This is a genomic window from Vibrio sp. 10N.239.311.G01 (assembly GCF_041465805.1).
Taxonomy (GTDB): domain Bacteria; phylum Pseudomonadota; class Gammaproteobacteria; order Enterobacterales; family Vibrionaceae; genus Vibrio; species Vibrio crassostreae_C.
The window spans coordinates 1-3,373 of record NZ_JBFSRM010000059.1 but is presented as its reverse complement, the minus strand read 5'-3'; the positions used below and the strand labels follow the sequence as shown (position 1 = coordinate 3,373).

Sequence of the window (3,373 nt, the reverse complement as noted above, 5' to 3'; positions counted from 1 at the left end):
ATGAAAAAGGGGAAAATAATATCCTCTACAGAGCCTCTGTTCCCGTCTTATATTTTTATACAATTTGATTATGAAATAGGCCCTTCATTCACATCGATTCGCTCTACTCGTGGAGTGGTTGATTTTGTGCGTAAAGGAAATGTGCCCATTGAAGTTGATGCTAGTTTAATTACTAGTCTTGAAAATCTGACGGTAAAGGCTAATGTTGAGCAAAAAAAAAACAAGTGCGGTGATGTGATAAAAATAAAACGAGGGCAGTTTTCTGGTGTTGAGGCAGTGTTTTATGAATCAGGTGGTGATGCTCGGTCAATCATACTTATTAATCTCATTAATACTCGAACTAAAGTTAGTATTGAAAATGAAGATATAGATTTTCAATAACATCCGTTGTACGTAGGTGGTCTATTTAACGTAACTGCACTTTCTACGAACTCAAAAAGGTCGCCTATCTAGGCGGCCTTTTTCGTTACTGCGTCATGGGCGAGTTAAACGATGTTCCACTTCGAGTAGAATGATGTTTTCAAAATAGCTAACAAAGGTCGGAAAATTGTTCGTTCCTTTGAGAAACTCTTCATGGTGCTCATTCAGCCAAACTTTTAGGAGTTTCATTACGTTTTCATCGTAGAGGAAGTCATCCGTTGGCACTTCATCTACAACAACTTCGATATGATTCACAATCGCCCATAGCCGAATAATGCGATCATTTAGCGTAATGGATGTCCTGTTTTCTGTCTCTGGGTGAGTATATGAAATCTTCATCTTGATTACTTCTCCTTCCTTTTTGTGAGTCAATATTAACTCACAAAAAGGAAGGAGAAGCTAGCGATTTACCATAACGGCACTTAGTGCGAACCAAGCTCTTAGATGGTAATGAAACGAAAAAAGGCAGCCCTAGGGCTGCCTTTTTGAATGGGGGCGACCACATAAAAATGCGGTCACTACATCACGCTTACGCATTTTGTAGCCATAACCTCTTGATCGAGAATCGTTAGATAACTATTCTACAAGGGTTAAGTTGTGATGATAGCTAGGTAGAATGAGCTGTCACCAACAGAATTAAAAGCCCTGCAAGGCTAATGATTCCAAGATGCATTGAGTTGTTAAAGCTCAGTGGATTGCACCAGTATTGAGATTGTAGCCCATGTAGGGTGGCACATTCAATATAGCGCACTTCAAGTCATCCCTCTTAACTGCAATTTTGTTTATAACCCTTACCGAAAACCTTTTGGTTGTGGATTGAAACTATCGTGCAGTGGTTAATTCCTAGCGTTACGTTTGTCCGGTATTGAATCGTTCGGCAAGATTGTATTCTAGCTTGAGAAAGACAATGGAAGTGATTCCATAAGTCGCGGGATTGACCATTCACACAAGCAGCCTAAACCAACACGCTAAGACACCCATGCGGTATTAAGGTCTCAGTCGGCAACAGGCGAATGGTGCTCAATACAGAGTTTAGTTGTCGAGTTAGAGCAGTATTATGACTCTAGCCGCATTGACGGGTACGACCGAAACGACGGCGTATAGACGAATTTGTGTAATGGTGGTCAAACTTATATCTTTAGGTCAACAGCCTAGGGATAGACCCCCTATACACAAATCAAAATACTCCCTCCACTCAAGCGTATATCGCCACGTTGTCACTTAGAGTGATTAATTAAGATTGGTGAGAGCTGCTACATGCTTGCATGTAGAGATTTTGCCAATCCGACAAGCGAAGCGCGTCAGTTCTCAAACATCTCACTTTCATCTCTACGTTTTGAAATCACTCTAAAAACATGATATTTAAATTTAATAAAGGATCTAATAGTTATTCATAAAACAATGATTAAATATTCATAAATATCTATTAGTAAATCAGAGCTCTATCTCTAGATTTTTTCTCCTCATACCTCCTTAAAAATCCCTTTGCCAAGCCTCATTTATTAGTCCAAATTGATAGAATCCGCCCTTAATTCTTTTCAAATGAAAGGGGTATACATTCACTATACCGCTAACTTGTCCTGCACTACGTTTGGGTTAGCGGTGTGAGTTCTGCGAAGCAAAGGATCGCCAATGTCTCAAGTGTCTTTACGAATTCAAAAACTCAAATGTTCCAATATTTCTGGAGCGAAAAAGCACAATCAAAGAGAGTACAAACCTGATAATGCCCACACTGAAAAAAGTGTTCTCAATGAGGTTTTTATCGATTCGGGAAACATCGATGATTTGGTCTTTTCTCGTATTCGAGATCAAAAAGCCCTGGTCATTGAGTCAGGAAAAAATGCATCGACGATAGCCATCGAAATGGTTTTGTCTGCGAGTCCTGAATATTTTCGTGATGACCCATTAGATACCGGTGTGTTTGACCAGAAGAAAATGGAGGTTTGGCGCGATGCTAATCTCGTTTTTTTGAAAAATAGATATGGCGATAACTTAGTCCGTGTTGATCTGCATTTGGATGAATCCACGCCACACATGCACGCGATTATTACTCCGCTCGTACAGAAAGAACGAAAGATTCGAGGCAAGGATAAGTACAGAACAGTAAACGTTCTTGATGCGAAAAATATGTTTAATCGAAAAGCCTTGGTCGAGTTGCAAAGTGAAGCAGCAGAAGCTGTTTCTTCACTTGGTATTCAGCGAGGATTGCGACACAGCAAGGCCACTCATACTCCAATCAGGCAAAACTATACAGTGATGTCAAAAACAGAGAATGAGCGCTTAGAGAGGCATGTAGAGGCTCATGAGATTGGTCTTATTGGTGGGTATAACAAAGAAACGTTAAGGCAATATGCTAACTATGTGATTGATAACTACGAAAAGCATCGTTCAAAGCAAGACCAAAGAATTAAAGAGCTTGAAATTCAATTAGAAACAAAAAACAAACAGCTGGAATTTTATGCTAAATATCAAGATCATACGCTTGAAGGTGGGGCGTTTATGCAAAATGTCAGGTATGAAGTTGAAAGCATTCATAGGCGCTTTAAAAATCATTATCACCTGCTTCAAAAACAAAACGATGCTTTGTTGGAAATAAACGAATCTCTACAAATAGAAAAACAAAACGCTCTAAGAGAGTTAGATATTAGCAAGGGTCATTACCAAGATTCATATCGCATAGACAGAGAGCAAATTGATTCACATCGAATAGACAGAGAGAAAATAAAAGAGGTATACACAGAGCTATCCAAAACAGATTTATTAGATATCAATCCATATGATTGATTCTTAGAAAGTTATGGAAAAGAGTGTTTTCCATCGATTCTGAGTTCAAACGTAACCACCTAGAATTTGCTTTATATTCCCTCGAAAAGCGTCACAAACTTACAAGGCGTTATGGAAGCATATCGCCTTGATCAAGTGTCCAAATCTTTACTAAGAGCGCTTGAGGGGC

General features: G+C 39.2%; 3 protein-coding genes. 2 read left to right on the top strand and 1 reads right to left on the bottom strand.

The features are described from left to right. Positions 1-381 (top strand): transcription/translation regulatory transformer protein RfaH (gene rfaH / locus AB6D06_RS22290; RefSeq protein WP_372111898.1); only part of this gene is annotated, 381 nt, incomplete at its 5' end. A gap of 93 nt (positions 382-474) precedes the next feature. Here the strand turns inward: rfaH and AB6D06_RS22285 are convergent. Continuing rightward, positions 475-759: a hypothetical protein gene (locus AB6D06_RS22285; protein WP_108188474.1), complete on the bottom strand. Its 285-nt coding sequence runs from the start codon at positions 757-759 to the stop codon at positions 475-477. A 1,293-nt stretch (positions 760-2,052) separates the two neighbouring features. Here AB6D06_RS22285 and mobV point away from each other — a divergent pair. Further along, a complete protein-coding gene (gene mobV / locus AB6D06_RS22280) occupies positions 2,053-3,204 on the top strand; it encodes a MobV family relaxase (protein WP_372111896.1) in 1,152 nt (383 codons plus the stop codon). The last annotated feature ends 169 nt before the right edge of the window (positions 3,205-3,373 follow it).

What these genes read in the sequence shown, in the direction of transcription:
- AB6D06_RS22285 (WP_108188474.1), bottom strand. Translation starts at nt 759, where the DNA reads ATGAAGATTTCATATACTCACCCAGAGACAGAAAACAGGACATCCATT.
- mobV (WP_372111896.1), top strand. Translation starts at nt 2,053, where the DNA reads ATGTCTCAAGTGTCTTTACGAATTCAAAAACTCAAATGTTCCAATATT.